We start from the raw sequence: 13,627 nt of genomic DNA on the forward strand, positions 1-13,627 counted from the left end.
TTGAAAAGATTCATGCTAGTTTCTAGATAACGAAAATGAAGGAGAAAATACTATGAAATATGGAGTTACTGCCGGAACGGGTCGTTTCGGTGAACGTGCTATCTTGGGGTTGATTCGATTGGTCCCTGTCGAAGACATCGTCGTGATTGCCAGAAATACTGAGAAAGCCAAAAAGATGTATCCTGCGGGAGTGGAAATCAGAAAGGGTGACTACAATGACACTTTAAGTCTGAATCAGGCCTTTGATGGAATTGATAAGCTCCTGTTTGTCTCATCACAACCTGATCCAGAACATCCCCGCTACGTCCAACACGAAAACGTGGTCAACGCCGCCGTCAAAGCTAAGGTCAAGTTTATCGCTTATACGAGCTTCCCTCATGCTGACATCGCCAAGGTGCCACTAGCAGAGGACCACGCCAAGACCGAAAAATTAATTGAGGCAACTGGCATCAACCATTCCTTTCTTAGAAACAACTGGTACCTAGAAAACGACCTCGATCTCATCAAACGTTCCGCTAAGGGAGCAGACTTTATCTTCTCCGCTGGTGACGGCAAAGTTGGCTGGGCCGAAGAAAAATACTACGCGTTTGCGGCGGCTAAAGTCATGGCAAGTGACGAAAAAACGAAGGATGTTTACGAATTCTACGGTAACGAACACACCTACGCTGACCTAGCAGCCTCAGTCATTGCCAACACCAACAGGGACTTTAAGGTTAACTTGTTAAACGATGATAATTACCGCCAAGCTTTAGCAAAACGCGGCTATGACAAGGGTTCAATTGATTTCATGGTCAGTGTCCAAGACATGATCAGGGCCGGGGTCTTAGATGAAAACATCGACGAACAGGCCGTCAAATTTGGCATGACTCATCAAGAAATCTTGGCAAACAATACTGACAACGATCCGGACCTGCCGCAGGTCATTGGTAGACCATTACCAACCCTTGATGAACAGGTTAAAGATTTATTATCCACTAAACCATCATACGAAATCTAAGCAAAAGAAGTTCTTTGATTAAAATTTTAGTCAGAGAACTTTTTTAAACCCATTGATTGCATGATTTCCCCAAGTGTATTAACTTAAACTTAATTAACTACTAAACTTTCTAGCAGAATCGAAGTGAGTAACCATGCGGCAAGAATCACTTTTTAATAATCAAGATCAAAACGTTCCCTTAGCCAGTCGGGTTCGTCCCAAGACTTTAGACCAATTTGTGGGACAGCAAAATCTCCTTGGAGAGGGAAAAATTTTAAGAGAACTAATTGAAAACGACCAGGTTTCTTCCATGATTTTCTGGGGACCACCCGGGGTTGGCAAAACCACTTTGGCCGAAATTATCGCCAGAAAAACGCAGTCGAACTTTTACAGTTTCAGTGCGGCTGACAGCAGCATCAGCAAAATTAAAAAAATCATGCGGCAGGCCGAACAGGATCAAGCAATTGGGCAAAAAACGATTGTCTTTGTCGACGAAATTCACCGTTTCAATAAAGCCCAACAGGATGCCTTCCTACCCTACGTTGAACAAGGTAGCATCATCTTGATTGGTGCCACCACCGAGAATCCGTCGTTTGAGGTCAATTCGGCGTTACTATCACGCTGTAAGGTCTTTGTCCTGCACGCCTTAAAACCGTCCGACGTGGTGACGCTTTTAAACAACGCCTTAAAGAATCCGGATGGCTTTGGCAAACAGAACATCAAAATCGGCCAGGATGAAATTAACGAGATTGCTAATTTTGCTAACGGTGACGCCCGTAAAGCTTTAAACACCCTGGAAATGGCCGTCCTCAATGGTGACAAAAAAGACGGTGTCACTAAAATAACGTTAGATGGTCTGAAACAATTGATTGGTAACAAGTTTGTGCTGTACGACAAAAATGGCGAAGAACACTACAACATTATCTCAGCTTTGCATAAATCGATGCGTAATAGTGACGTTGACGCAGCCATTTACTGGCTTTCTCGTATGCTAGATGGTGGAGAAGACCCGCTTTACATTGCGAGACGATTGGTGCGGTTTGCCAGTGAAGACGTTGGCTTAGCTGACACGAATGCTTTAAACGTTGCCATTAACGTGTTTCAAGCCTGTCAGTTTCTGGGGATGCCAGAGTGTGACGTCCACCTCGTAGAGGCCGTTACGTACCTCTCACTCGCACCAAAATCAAACGCCCTCTATAAGGCACGACTGGCGGCCAAGAAAGACGTCAAGGAAACCGCTGATGATCCCGTTCCACTGCAAATCAGAAACGCTCCCACCAAGTTGATGAAAAACTTAGGATACGGCAAGGGGTACGAACTCGCACATAACTATCAAGACAAACTAACGACGATGAAAACGATGCCAACATCAGTTGAAGGCCACGTCTACTACAAACCCACGAGTGAAGGTCATGAGATCCGGTTTAAAGAACGCCTTAAACAAATCAAGAAGTGGCATGAACAACACGATAATAAAAATTAAGCCAAAAAATTGCCAGCCCGATAATTTTAATCAGGGTTGGCAATTTTAATTTACTGTAATTAAAAAAAGAATCGACGCCACTAATAATTAAATAATGCTCCAAACACAACTAATACCAACATAATTAGACCGAGAATCCAGAAATTAGCCGCAAACAAACCAATCGTAGCGGCTAACAGAAACATCAACAAAAGACAACCACAAGCGGCACTGCTGATAAACTCAAACAGTAACCAGACCAGAAACAAAAAAATAAAGATTGATATTGCAACAGTCATTTTTCGCCTTTCTAAGATACGATTAATTCATACACTTTATATTTAAACACAAAAAATGAACCTCTCAAAGTTCCTTTAGAGATTCATAATATTACATATTTTAAAAGTAAACAACGAATAATTCTAACGTACTGTGAACAGTCTCGTTAGAATAATTACAATTTGCTATCAAGTAGTTGTTGAAACTGGTCCATGGTATCATCAAACTTCGGTAGTTTACCCGTATCCTGGGCATTTTCAACAATCTTAATGACCAAGTCGTTGAATGGAGTCTTGATTCCATACTTCTTGCCCGTCTCGGAGATTACCCCATTGATGTCATGAACCTCAGTCTTTCTGCCCTTCTCCAAATCCTGCAGCATACTAGCCTTTAGGTTCTTACTGTTGTTCATCGCGGACTTCAAGTAGGCCAACTGTGCTGGTTCATCATTGGGATGTTCACTAGTAAGTGAACTGAGGTCATGATTCCCCATTTTGGCAAATTTAACACCGTCAGCATGACCGACCTTTAATCCCTCATTGACGATTTTTAGCGCACTCTTTAAGCCAACCTCACTATCAGCAACCTGGCCAAACGTAGCATCACTTGCGGCTGATAACCCACTAAATGATGAGTTAACCAAAAGTTTAGACCATTTGGTTCCAAGTAAGTTATCGGAAATGGCGGTGCCACCAACGTGACTCAACACGTCTTTGACCTTCTTAATGCGGTCCGTGTCCTTTCCGTCAAGTTCACCAATCTGAAACGCCGCATTTTCGAAAGCTGGAAGTGCCGTGGTCAATTCCGACTCCGTGTGGTTAAGTTGGGTACCACCAAATTCAACCGACCCAGCAACGATGTTTGCGGGATCAATGACCTTTGAAATCGCAATTTCTGGAAATCCGTTTTGAAGTGAAACCAAAGTTCCATCCGGTTTCAACACTTCTTTAACCTTGGGGAGAACTTCACCATTATGAGTCTGCTTGGTCAAAAGTAAGATGAGATCATACTCGTTCGATTTTAATTCATCCGGAGTCTTGGCCGATACAGAAACGGTAAAGTTAACCGTACCAGTGACCGTGGCACCCTGATCATTTAAATCCTTAACGTGCTGGGGATTGTTGGCAATCAAATCCACGTTGTCTTTGCCGTATGCTTTGGTGAGATATGCACCAATAATGGTCCCAAGTGAACCAGCGCCGTAGACTGCAATTTTCATTATTACCATACTTCTTTCTTTTTTGGAATACATGGGAAGTATGTAGCTGTAAAGCGGGAATGTCAAAAATGTGGGCTTATAAAAAATCGTTAATGATATCTTGTGAATTAGATTTTCTAATAAAGCAAACCATAAACAATAAACTAACCAATACCACAATTGACATCGTTGTAACAGCTGAGACAATCTCACTAGCAGGAATCACCTCCTGAATCCCATTAATAGCTGAAGTCGTAAAATTCCATAAAAAGTGCATCAACATCGGCAAAATAATGGTTCTGGTCCGAAGATAAATCACACCATTAATGATTCCCATTGCGATCGTGAACAGTACCTGAACTAGCGTTACCCATACTCCTTGATGAAGGGTTTCAATGTTAATTAAATGAGTTCCCGAGAACATCAGACTACTAACTACAACCGCTATGAGGCAAATAAAATAGGTTTTATTTTTTAGAACGGGAAGCAAGATTGACAGTAACATTGTCAAAATGACTCCTCTAAAAAGAAATTCCTCTAAAACGCCTGAGCCTAACGAAATTATCAATGGCTTAATCATTGACGTTCTAAATAAATCTACGGAAGACAGTTGCAATACAACTAAGCAAATATAAATTAGTATTATTAAATCAATTATCCACTGCTTTTTAAACGGGATGTTTGATTTTAAGTAAACTGGTTGTTTTAACCACCAAAAATTTACCAAAAAGAAAAACAAAAATAAACCAACGTATGTAACCGCAAATACAGCAATTCCCTTATCGGTAAATTCATAAATTAAGTGAATACATGGAAATGATATTAAAATAGCAAAGTAAAACACAATTAATTGAAATAAATGATTTTTGGTTAACGACTTAATTGAAAACACATCCTTAAGTATTTAGGTATAAAAAATGAGTGTTGATAGGCACTCATTTTATCTTTTAATTATAAAATAATAAAACATCTTTCAGTGTGAAATTTAGTTAATCATGATTATTAACTAGCTTGTTGTATTTTTTATAAAAGTCCTTCGTATCCGTATACGCCAAACGATACAACTCATAGTAATTGTTATACTCTTCGTGTCTTTCTGGATTGGGTTCAATTTTTTCATTAATTTTGACCCACTTTTGGACTGCTTGAGGTTGAATTTGATTCAATCCAATTCCAGCCAGAATGGCACTTCCGAGGTCGGCTTCACCACCAGAATCAGTCGTTTTGACGGTCTTACCCGTCACGTCCGCAATAATTTGGACCATTTTTCTAGAACTGCTAACGCCACCCACCAGAGTAAATGAGTCGCCAATGTGATCACCAAATTGCTCAATACTCTGACGAACGGAATAGGCAATGGCCTCCTGAAATGCCTTAAATAACTCATAACGTTTTGTCGTCATTGAAATCCCAAAGATGGTTCCCCGAACGTTGGAATCCCACACCGGACTGCGTTCTCCCATAAAGTATGGTAAAACAATCAAGCCATTACTACCAGCGGGAACGCGCTCACTCTCTTCGTCCAGCATTTTCGTACTGTTATTATTATCAACTTCCTGAGCGAATTCACGGGTGAACCACGCAATTACCGCGCCAGCCGTGTTAGCTCCGGCAAAGTTATAGTAATATTCCTTCGGCTTGTAAGCGTAAGGCCAAATAATCAGATTGTCATCTTTAAGTGGCTTGTCGGTCACAAGTGCCGCATTCATTGACGTACCTAATGCAATCGTCATGCGGCCGGTGCCAAGCACTCCCGTTCCGACCGTTGCTGGTCCAACGTCAACGCCTGTATTAAAGATTGGTGTCCCCGCTTTAACGCCTAATTCCTGCGCCCACTCGTCAGTGACTGTGCCGGCAACATCCGTACTAGCAATCATCTTTTGTGGTAATTTATTTAAATCAATGCCTAATTTATCAGCCAATTCAGGTGACCACTCATCATCATTAATGTTGAAAATTCCAGCTAAGTTACCAGCCGCAGAGTAGTTAATGCTGATGTTCCCCGTTAACTTGTAAATGACGTACGATTCGGGTGGCAAAAATTGATAGGTATCGCGGTACAATTCTGGCTCGTTTTGTTTCAACCACATAATTTTAGTGTAGCCGTAGTACGGATCAGCCAAGTTACCAGTGATGTCCATCAGTTCGGACTTACTAACGAGCTTTAGCGCTTCTTCAGTTTCTTTTGTGGCCCGACGATCCATCCAAATTAACGCGGGACCGAGTGGTTGACCGTTTTTATCAATTGGAACCCCAGAACCACCGTAGAGACCGTCGATGCCAACGCCAATGATGCGGGTACTATCGACTTTTTGGGCTAATTTTTTAATCAAGGACGTCACTGCCTGAAGCCAGTCGTCAGCATTCTCTTGCGCCCACTCTGGATGTGGGGTTTCTAACTGATATGAAGCTTTGTCTTGAGCAATAATTTCACCAGTCGTTGTCATCAAGATGGCTTTGGTGCTTGAGGTACCGATGTCAATTCCTAAAATGTATTGGGTCATGGGAAGTCTCCTTTGCGAAATAAAGTGAGCTTTTTTGATGACTTAAGTTTAGCTTATTGAGAGTAATTTGTTAATGAGTGAACATAAAAACAATGTATCTCCAAAATAAGTATTACAATTCCATCTCAGTTGCTAGCTTGTGATTATCATGATGTTTAATCACTAGCCTTTCAAAAGCGCTTCTATCCTTTGCCATCTGAAACAATGCATCTTGTTGGGTACTCTGGACAATGTGATTATTTTCAATCTGGTTCAGTGTTCCATATCCCATTCCCAATGTTTTAGCAAAGTCCCTACTAGACAATCCATAACTCTTCCTGAGCTTTCTAACATCTGTTGGCACCATAAACCCCTTTAATTTACGGTAAGCATCAAATATCTTATGAATATTTTCGTCTGGATCATTAAAATCAAGCCATTTTTCACCTGATTTATCGACGAGAAAATGTTCGTTAACACTAACATCTACGCCCTTAAAATTGACAGTTTTATTTTCGTAAACATCTCGGTATTGACCAGTTTGGTTTGTTTCTGGATTATATAATAATTTCATCATTATTTTCTCCCTTCTACTTATAACGATAATGTATTGGATATTCAGCAATATGAATTGAAATCCAATATACTGAATTCTTCTTTAATTGAAATTTTAAATACAAATCATAATTTAATCTAGTTAACCCGAATACCCAAATGTCTCCAGAAATTGGCGGAACGTGGTTATCACTTTCAGGACCACAAACATAATCTTTCCAAGAAAGATTGTTATAAATAAAATTCATGATTCCTACTGAATCCATTTCTAGTTTGATTTGAGTTTCCAAGTTTTTAGAGCGCCTGCTTACCTGCCAAGTTGATCGATTCTTTTTGATCTTCTTTAAAACACCTTTAACTTTACGCTTAGATGCATTATTCATGGTGCTTATCACCATATCTCCCTTGGCTAATATCATAATACCATTTGTTTCTAATCAGAAACAAAACAATAAATTAACCCATAATAAAAACCACTCAGTTAAATTAATTAACTAAATGGTTTTCATAGTGCATATACGCTAATTTTCAGGAAAAAGCGTTTTTTCATTAAATCCTTCCTTATCTAGTTCACTTAATATTTCCTTTTTTTCAAAATGATCTATAGTAATTGATCCTGTCATCTTATTACTTATAAAACTTTCATATGCTTCTTTAATATCATACATCCAAGGTTGATACAAAAACATTCCATGCTGTGCTTGCATATTTTTATTATCATCATTAGGTGCTATTAAGAATTCTTTATATACTGGTATAGATAGCTCACTAACAATTTTCCAAACTGGACATTTATCAAAATGTAAATTTTCTCCAATAAAATTTGAAACTAGTTGCTTAGATCTATTATATTTAGAATCTATTATATTACTTAAATTTATAATAACTTCATCATTTAAAACATTGTCAACACTAATCTGATTTTTTACACTTTCTAAATACTTATCTATTAATTCATCCCCTGTAGAATTGATTTTATCAGGATTTTTTGTAAGTTCAATACACATATTTTCATTTTCACGGGGATAAAATTTTCTTAAATTCATTATTTCTTTAATTATACTTTTATCATAAAAATTATTATTATGTGTTTCCAAAAACGCCATAAACTCAATAAATGGATCATTATATTTACGATTATTGATCCCATGTCTAGTAAATATATAAAGTTTCCCATTTTTATTTTCATGTCCGTGACATGCAAAATATAAAGCAACTTTTGCAGATGTAGTAATATCTAATAATTTAGTTGGGTTACTATTATTTTCTTGCCAATTTATTAACTCACTAAGATTACTATTAAAGTTAGATTTATCATCTGGTGTAATATAAATTTCTTCGTCATTTATTTCTTTTCTATTACGAGTTGCAAGAAAACTACTTTCTTTATAATTCTTTGCCTCACCACGAAAAAGCCACATATCATCATTCATGCCTAATGTTGTATCTTGTCCAAATCCAGAAGTATGATTATTCTTTAACAGTATTATCTCTTTTTCCATAATTTCATTTAATTTATTGTCTAGCTTTGTCATCAATCTTCTCCCCATTTATGTAGATGGTATTATTAATAAAAAAGAAGGGAATTGTAACCCTTCTATTGATATCATTTCTACAACTCATACATATACTTCACATCATCCGCCTGGGCATCCGACTTAATCAACAAGGTCTCAAACAAATCGGTTAAACCGACAATTTCATTGGTATGAAAAGTAATGGTGTTTTCTTTTTTATCAATCTCAGTATCAAACGCATTTTCGGTAATGCGCCAGTTCTCGTTAGTCCAATCTTCCTGATTAAAGGCCTGGAAGGCAATGTAGTTATTGATCAACATCTCACCCTGTTTGGACAGCCAAGCGAGCACGTTCAAGTCGATTCCTTGAAAACCCTCCCTTAAGTCCGGTTGCAAAATTTTCTCTGGGTCATATGGCTGAAAGACCTCTAAATCAATGTTGTCCTTAATCAAATACTTTTTAGCCCCAATGTAACCACGTTGAAGTGAAGCAATGGTGGCCTCTTTCATCTTGTCATCCATGGGTTGCTCAAATTGACCATAGACTTCCATGAAAGTTGAAAGGAACTTCTGTTGGTCCCGCTGGACGCGGTCGTAAAATTCGTCCCCATTGTGATTCATATCAGCCGCTAGTGCTTCCACCGTCGACGGAATATCATCCCGGTTGAAGTCAACGTTAACCATGTACACCCCAATCGCAGCGTTTGACAAATAATCATCGACGATTACGTCCCTAATTTGTTGCGGAATCGGTCTGACCTTGTTGAAATCAAACTGATTACTGTTATCGTTGACTCCTGTCGCTACCAATCGTTTAAACACTCGCCCGTTATCTGCCTTAATAATATGTTTCATTTTAAATACTCCATTCATTAATTGATTGTGATTATGACTATACAACATCACACATTTTTACAAAAGTCATTTCACATCAATTTATCGAAAATAAAAGAGACTTCACGACTGAAATCTCGATTTCATTATTTACTTTTTAGGATGCTCAAGATTTACCAAGAAATCACGGGTCATTTCGTTTGTCCGGTATGGATAACGTCCGTTTCGATCCGTTACCCGGTGAAGTGGCAACACGATCCAGATGGGACTTCTTGAAATGGCAGCCTCCACTTTATCCTGACTAACACCAGAACGGTCTGCCAGATCGGAAACCGTAACTAATTCACCAAACGGGATCTGGGCAATTTCGTTCCAAACCAACCGGTCTTCATCAGAACCGTACCCCATAAAATCAGTTGGCAAATCAAGACTGGTTGACTTACCTCTTAAATAGTTTTTAATTGTTTTACGATACTGCAAGCTGTGCTCACTATTTTTGGCGTACTCAAAATGATCACTCGTATAAAAATCAAGCAGTTGAGACACTCCTTGACCTGGACTGCTTACGAAATTCAATCCATGATCGTCAATCGTGAAGAAGACTTTATCCCCGTTAACATGAACGGAATCCCAATACAATCTTTGCATTTTTTTACCTCATCCCACTCTTTCCATATCATCATTTTATCATAAAATGTGATGGTAACCTAACTCCAGGGAAACAATTATCGCCGTCTGCGTGGTATCCTAGGGGTAGAATACGAAAAAGGAGAACGCTTATGACTAAAGAAATGAATGCCGTTGGTTACACAAAATACCTACCAATTGATGACCCCAAGAGTCTGTTTGATTTCACCACCGAAGTGCCCAAACCGGAACCACACGACCTGTTAGTAAAAGTGGCTGCCGTTTCGGTTAACCCAGTGGACGTTTTCACCCGTGAAGCTCAAAAAGAGCCACTAAAAGAACCGAAAATTATCGGATGGGATGCCGTTGGAACCGTTGAAGCGGTTGGTTCTAAGACCAATCGTTTCAGTGTCGGTGACCGCGTCTTTTATGCCGGCTCACACGTTCGTCCAGGTAGCGATAGTGAGTATCAGGTGGTTGACGAACGCATCGTTGGCATTGCCCCGAAGAAGTTAGACAATGCTCACGCTGCCGCTATGCCACTCACTAGCCTGACGGCGTGGGAGGCCATGTTTGAACAGATGAACATTGATTTTTACGACCGTGACGAACAGAACCACAATAAATCAATCTTAATCATCAATGGTGCTGGTGGAGTCGGTTCAATTGCGACCCAATTGGCTCACCGCGCTAACCTCAAAGTCATTGCCACTGCCGGAAAAGATGAGACGAAACAGTGGGAACTCGATCACGGCGCCGACATCGTTGTTGACTACCACGATGACATCGTTTCAAAGATTCACGACCAGGGTTTCAAATACGTTGACTACATCTTAGATTTACGTAACATTGACGCTTACTGGGACGAAATATGTGAGTTAATTGCCCCATCTGGCACAATCGTATCAATCACCGGCTCTGGTAAGTCACTCGACATGAGTAAACTAAAGGAAAAACGTGCTCGCTTTGCTTGGGAATACATGTTTACCAAATCCGAATTCCATACTCCTGACATGATCACCCAACACGAAATCTTGGATAAGATTAGTATCATGCTCGATGAGGGGAATTTAGTAAGCACCATGACCAAGCAGTTTGATCCCATCAATGCCGAAAATTTACGAAAAGCTACCAAGTTAGTCGAAAGTAAGCAAATGATTGGGAAAGTCGTGGTGGCCAATGATGAAAACGAAAAATAATAGTGCTACAAGGGAAACCGAAGAACTAAAAAAGAATGGTCAACTCAAAGAGGCACTTGAAGGCCCAAAAGACCAGAATCCAGATCACTATTCTGATATTAGTAAAGGAATTAACTGGAATAATCTTTAACATTAAAAAGGATTGAACTTTTTTCAACGGCTCAATCCTTTTTGTATGTCTATTATTTTTTTAACCAATGATAGATTCCTCTAACAATCACGTATCCGACCGTCACAATCCATGCCAATACAGACAGAGCAACCACTGCCATGAAATGTGCTGGCTTTTGGTATCCAACCGTCAGCTGATTCTGACCAGGTTTTTCTTTAACCCTTGCCGCTCCAATATCGGAAACGCGATATTGATTACGACTAAGTTTGGCCCCGTTCAGTTTAACCGTCGAACTATGGTACAAAATTACCGGAACGGTTCGATAATCATTCTTCATCTGACTGGTATCAGTGTTCCACTTAACGGTTAAATCACCATTATGGTCCACTTGTTTTTTAAAACCATGATTATTCATGACATCAGCATGGTACTGCGATCCAACCGAATTAAAGTTGGGATTACCAGAATCATTTGGCAAGTAGTCCCCGTTTGACTCAGAAACGTCGCGCAATGGCTTATCAAGGTTGCCACTTATAAAGTCTAAGCGAACCTGTTTCACGCTCAAATTCTTCTTAAACGGACTCTTAGCTGGTGGCAGGTACTTGCGTGGTGTCTCCACGTTTGGAAGGGCGCGAATCATATTACGTTTAATCGGGGAACTCTTCGGGTTATGCCAAACATCAACGCCATACTGAACGTTTGAATATGCAAAACAGAGGGCAACAACCGCCATGACGGATACCACGATTCCCATAAAAATCTTCATGTAATTATAGCGAATATTACCGTGCGATGCGCTGATTTTTTCGTACCAATCACTATTAATCTGACTGAGTGACATGAAAAAACCCACCATCAACAAAATTGCCGCATACGGAAAGAAACGGTATGGGAACTGGATGAAGTTCTGCATGTAGGTCCACTTCTCACCCATTGCGTTCCAAGGGAGAATCGCCGATGACACTATAAGAAACAAACCACCCACAATCGTGACCACGATGTTAGTCAGATTCTTTTTTTTGGCAATAATCATGTATCCCAACTGAAAGACACAAATCAGTATCAGCACGATTCCAACTTCATTGGGTAAGTTATTATAAAAATTAAAATTAGCCGAATACGTACTCATGTCCTTCATCATAAATGGTGGCATGAGTTCGTTTTTTCCGAAAATGTTCAAGAAGCCAATGAAGTAGTTTCCAGCCAAAATCAACGTTAAGAGCACGTTCAACGCAATCTTCCCTAGATACTGCCACTTAGCTCGTGAACGCCAAAGACCAACAACCGCAAACGGGATTAGCATAATGACCGTGAACAAGGAACTCAGGATGTGCATCTCAAGTAAAATCGCAACGACTAACGCTAACGTCATGTGAACTTTCTTCGGTGAACCATCCAGCAAATCAAGAGCCACCATCACCGCAAACGGCAGGATCGCTGCGCCCCAGGCTAGAAACTGGGCATCAGTCTGCCAACCGGTAATGAAGTTCTGTGACAAATAAATAATGGCGCCAGCTGTGGCAAAAAAACGATTGACTTTAACCCGGCGAAACAAGCCGTACGAACCCAGTCCGGCGATGACATACAGAACAAAACTCGTTACCAGTTGGAAGCTAAACCAACTCTTAGTCACTAGCAAAACTAATCCCAAGATAAATGCCATGTAAGGTCCATAGACCGCATTGACGATTCGACCAGTCTGATTGAAGCCATAGTTAGTCATGAAATAATTGAAGTTGCCAGTCTGAAGCTGTTTTTCAACGTCATAAATGCGATTAAAATGAAAGAGCGAGTCGTTTCCTAGTAGGATACTGTGTGAAAAGTACTGAATTCCAACCAAGAAAAGGGCCGCTAACAAAATTAAAAGAACCGCTAGTGTCGTTTTAGCATATTTATTCTTCTTCATGATTTCCTCTTATAAGTAATTGTGATTAACTTCTTAATTATCATCGATTATACACTAATTAATTGCCACAAAAAAAGACGGTTACCTATCGTACCGCCATTATTTCGCTATTTTTGATCAGAATTATGTCGACTGGATCCCTTTTGGTGTTTCTTTTTCTTGTAAATGTAAACTAGCGCCATTACACAAACAATGAACGTCGTAAAAACCACTAGTAACGCCAATAAAATCGTCCAGATTGAGGTTGGTTTGGTTAAAAAGTAAACTACGATAAAAATCACAACCAGCGGCGTTAAGCCCCAGTTGGCAAAGTTATGCAGATTCTTAATCTTTTTGTTTAGTGCTTCCTCTTTACTTTTTGACTCCATTAAAAAGACTCCTTTAGTTTTCCCGTTTTGACATCAAAATCGTGATGATCAGTCGTCCATGCGTTAAAAATTGCTGAATTTTGGGCCGCTTTAAATAAATTATCCTATTGTT

At 39.6% G+C, this 13,627-nt stretch carries 15 protein-coding genes; 4 read left to right on the forward strand and 11 right to left on the reverse strand.

Annotated features, from left to right (window positions below):
* The first annotated feature begins 52 nt into the window (after window positions 1–52).
* Both AC6UD6_RS01365 and AC6UD6_RS01370 read left to right on the forward strand, forming a co-directional pair.
* Complete coding sequence (locus AC6UD6_RS01365; protein WP_500695382.1) at window positions 53–997, forward strand: NmrA family NAD(P)-binding protein; 945 nt, start codon at window positions 53–55, stop codon at window positions 995–997.
* A 133-nt stretch (window positions 998–1,130) separates the two neighbouring features.
* Window positions 1,131–2,459 (forward strand): replication-associated recombination protein A, encoded by a 1,329-nt coding sequence (locus AC6UD6_RS01370; RefSeq protein ID WP_500695383.1) that lies wholly within the window; start codon window positions 1,131–1,133, stop codon window positions 2,457–2,459.
* A gap of 80 nt (window positions 2,460–2,539) precedes the next feature.
* Here AC6UD6_RS01370 and AC6UD6_RS01375 read toward each other — a convergent pair whose 3' ends face one another.
* From AC6UD6_RS01375 to AC6UD6_RS01415, 9 genes are all read right to left on the reverse strand, one after another.
* Window positions 2,540–2,737, reverse strand: a complete 198-nt coding sequence (locus AC6UD6_RS01375; RefSeq protein WP_500695384.1) for a hypothetical protein — start codon at window positions 2,735–2,737, stop codon at window positions 2,540–2,542.
* Between the two features lie 155 nt (window positions 2,738–2,892).
* Window positions 2,893–3,936, reverse strand: a complete 1,044-nt coding sequence (locus AC6UD6_RS01380; RefSeq protein ID WP_500695385.1) for a ketopantoate reductase family protein — start codon at window positions 3,934–3,936, stop codon at window positions 2,893–2,895.
* A 76-nt stretch (window positions 3,937–4,012) separates the two neighbouring features.
* Window positions 4,013–4,495 (reverse strand): CPBP family intramembrane glutamic endopeptidase, encoded by a 483-nt coding sequence (locus AC6UD6_RS01385; RefSeq protein ID WP_500695511.1) that lies wholly within the window; start codon window positions 4,493–4,495, stop codon window positions 4,013–4,015.
* A gap of 409 nt (window positions 4,496–4,904) precedes the next feature.
* On the reverse strand, window positions 4,905–6,419 hold the full coding sequence (locus AC6UD6_RS01390; RefSeq protein WP_500695386.1) for an FGGY-family carbohydrate kinase: 1,515 nt from the start codon (window positions 6,417–6,419) through the stop codon (window positions 4,905–4,907).
* A gap of 112 nt (window positions 6,420–6,531) precedes the next feature.
* Window positions 6,532–6,972, reverse strand: a complete 441-nt coding sequence (locus tag AC6UD6_RS01395) for a helix-turn-helix domain-containing protein (RefSeq protein ID WP_500695387.1) — start codon at window positions 6,970–6,972, stop codon at window positions 6,532–6,534.
* 16 nt (window positions 6,973–6,988) lie between these two features.
* Window positions 6,989–7,336 carry a hypothetical protein gene (locus tag AC6UD6_RS01400; protein WP_500695388.1) on the reverse strand — a complete coding sequence of 116 codons (348 nt, stop codon included), beginning with the start codon at window positions 7,334–7,336 and terminating at the stop codon, window positions 6,989–6,991.
* A gap of 138 nt (window positions 7,337–7,474) precedes the next feature.
* Window positions 7,475–8,488: an FRG domain-containing protein gene (locus AC6UD6_RS01405; RefSeq protein ID WP_500695389.1), complete on the reverse strand. Its 1,014-nt coding sequence runs from the start codon at window positions 8,486–8,488 to the stop codon at window positions 7,475–7,477.
* A 77-nt stretch (window positions 8,489–8,565) separates the two neighbouring features.
* Window positions 8,566–9,324 (reverse strand): hypothetical protein, encoded by a 759-nt coding sequence (locus AC6UD6_RS01410; RefSeq protein ID WP_500695390.1) that lies wholly within the window; start codon window positions 9,322–9,324, stop codon window positions 8,566–8,568.
* A 129-nt stretch (window positions 9,325–9,453) separates the two neighbouring features.
* The gene (locus AC6UD6_RS01415) at window positions 9,454–9,951 is read right to left on the reverse strand and encodes a methylated-DNA--[protein]-cysteine S-methyltransferase (RefSeq protein WP_500695391.1); all 498 of its coding nucleotides are present in this window, start codon (window positions 9,949–9,951) and stop codon (window positions 9,454–9,456) included.
* Between the two features lie 131 nt (window positions 9,952–10,082).
* Between AC6UD6_RS01415 and AC6UD6_RS01420 the strand changes: the two genes are divergently transcribed.
* Both AC6UD6_RS01420 and AC6UD6_RS01425 read left to right on the forward strand, forming a co-directional pair.
* Complete coding sequence (locus AC6UD6_RS01420) at window positions 10,083–11,129, forward strand: zinc-binding alcohol dehydrogenase family protein (RefSeq protein WP_500695392.1); 1,047 nt, start codon at window positions 10,083–10,085, stop codon at window positions 11,127–11,129.
* Window positions 11,113–11,259: a hypothetical protein gene (locus tag AC6UD6_RS01425; RefSeq protein ID WP_500695393.1), complete on the forward strand. Its 147-nt coding sequence runs from the start codon at window positions 11,113–11,115 to the stop codon at window positions 11,257–11,259. The genes AC6UD6_RS01420 and AC6UD6_RS01425 overlap by 17 nt, the downstream gene beginning before the upstream one ends.
* Window positions 11,260–11,311: 52 nt before the next feature.
* Here the strand turns inward: AC6UD6_RS01425 and AC6UD6_RS01430 are convergent, their stop codons facing one another.
* Both AC6UD6_RS01430 and AC6UD6_RS01435 read right to left on the reverse strand, forming a co-directional pair.
* Window positions 11,312–13,147 (reverse strand): putative glycosyltransferase family protein, encoded by a 1,836-nt coding sequence (locus AC6UD6_RS01430; protein ID WP_500695394.1) that lies wholly within the window; start codon window positions 13,145–13,147, stop codon window positions 11,312–11,314.
* Between the two features lie 107 nt (window positions 13,148–13,254).
* On the reverse strand, window positions 13,255–13,515 hold the full coding sequence (locus tag AC6UD6_RS01435; protein WP_500695395.1) for a hypothetical protein: 261 nt from the start codon (window positions 13,513–13,515) through the stop codon (window positions 13,255–13,257).
* Between the last annotated feature and the right edge of the window lie 112 nt (window positions 13,516–13,627).

This window comes from Fructilactobacillus sp. X8R2C1, assembly GCF_059900955.1.

What these genes read in the sequence shown, in the direction of transcription:
- AC6UD6_RS01365 (WP_500695382.1), top strand. Translation starts at nt 53, where the DNA reads ATGAAATATGGAGTTACTGCCGGAACGGGTCGTTTCGGTGAACGTGCT.
- AC6UD6_RS01370 (WP_500695383.1), top strand. Translation starts at nt 1,131, where the DNA reads ATGCGGCAAGAATCACTTTTTAATAATCAAGATCAAAACGTTCCCTTA.
- AC6UD6_RS01375 (WP_500695384.1), bottom strand. Translation starts at nt 2,737, where the DNA reads ATGACTGTTGCAATATCAATCTTTATTTTTTTGTTTCTGGTCTGGTTA.
- AC6UD6_RS01380 (WP_500695385.1), bottom strand. Translation starts at nt 3,936, where the DNA reads ATGAAAATTGCAGTCTACGGCGCTGGTTCACTTGGGACCATTATTGGT.
- AC6UD6_RS01385 (WP_500695511.1), bottom strand. Translation starts at nt 4,495, where the DNA reads ATGATTAAGCCATTGATAATTTCGTTAGGCTCAGGCGTTTTAGAGGAA.
- AC6UD6_RS01390 (WP_500695386.1), bottom strand. Translation starts at nt 6,419, where the DNA reads ATGACCCAATACATTTTAGGAATTGACATCGGTACCTCAAGCACCAAA.
- AC6UD6_RS01395 (WP_500695387.1), bottom strand. Translation starts at nt 6,972, where the DNA reads ATGAAATTATTATATAATCCAGAAACAAACCAAACTGGTCAATACCGA.
- AC6UD6_RS01400 (WP_500695388.1), bottom strand. Translation starts at nt 7,336, where the DNA reads ATGAATAATGCATCTAAGCGTAAAGTTAAAGGTGTTTTAAAGAAGATC.
- AC6UD6_RS01405 (WP_500695389.1), bottom strand. Translation starts at nt 8,488, where the DNA reads ATGACAAAGCTAGACAATAAATTAAATGAAATTATGGAAAAAGAGATA.
- AC6UD6_RS01410 (WP_500695390.1), bottom strand. Translation starts at nt 9,324, where the DNA reads ATGAAACATATTATTAAGGCAGATAACGGGCGAGTGTTTAAACGATTG.
- AC6UD6_RS01415 (WP_500695391.1), bottom strand. Translation starts at nt 9,951, where the DNA reads ATGCAAAGATTGTATTGGGATTCCGTTCATGTTAACGGGGATAAAGTC.
- AC6UD6_RS01420 (WP_500695392.1), top strand. Translation starts at nt 10,083, where the DNA reads ATGACTAAAGAAATGAATGCCGTTGGTTACACAAAATACCTACCAATT.
- AC6UD6_RS01425 (WP_500695393.1), top strand. Translation starts at nt 11,113, where the DNA reads ATGAAAACGAAAAATAATAGTGCTACAAGGGAAACCGAAGAACTAAAA.
- AC6UD6_RS01430 (WP_500695394.1), bottom strand. Translation starts at nt 13,147, where the DNA reads ATGAAGAAGAATAAATATGCTAAAACGACACTAGCGGTTCTTTTAATT.
- AC6UD6_RS01435 (WP_500695395.1), bottom strand. Translation starts at nt 13,515, where the DNA reads ATGGAGTCAAAAAGTAAAGAGGAAGCACTAAACAAAAAGATTAAGAAT.